General features: G+C 66.2%; 1 protein-coding gene. It reads left to right on the top strand.

Translation table 11 applies throughout. The features are described 5' to 3' along the window. A partial coding sequence (locus AC1D0P_RS32370) for a LysR family transcriptional regulator (RefSeq protein WP_477680460.1) occupies positions 1 to 361 on the top strand: 361 nt, incomplete at both ends.

Genomic DNA, 361 nt, shown 5'->3' with positions numbered 1-361 from the left:
TTCTCGCGGTGGCCCGCACCGGCCAGATTCTCGCGGCATCGAAGCGGCTCGGGGTCAACCACGCCACACTTTCGCGCCGGTTGACCGCACTTGAAGAGGCCCTCAAGACCCGGCTTTTCGTCCGCCGCACCAATGGCTGCGAACTCACGGCCGAAGGCGAGATTTTCCTGGCGTCTGCGGAGCGGATGGAAACCGAGATGTTGGCCGCGCAGGCCAATCTTGGCCGTACCGACACGGCTATCGCCGGCACGGTGCGGATCGGCGCGCCGGATGGTTTCGGCGTCTGTTTCCTGGCGCCGCGCATGGGACGGCTGATCGAGCGGCATCCGGAATTGAAGATCCAGCTCGTGCCGGTGCCGCG

The sequence above is a fragment of the Polaromonas sp. P1_G2 genome (genome assembly GCF_056405515.1).
Note: the sequence above shows the minus strand (reverse complement) of the source record. Positions and strands in the feature narration are given on the sequence as shown.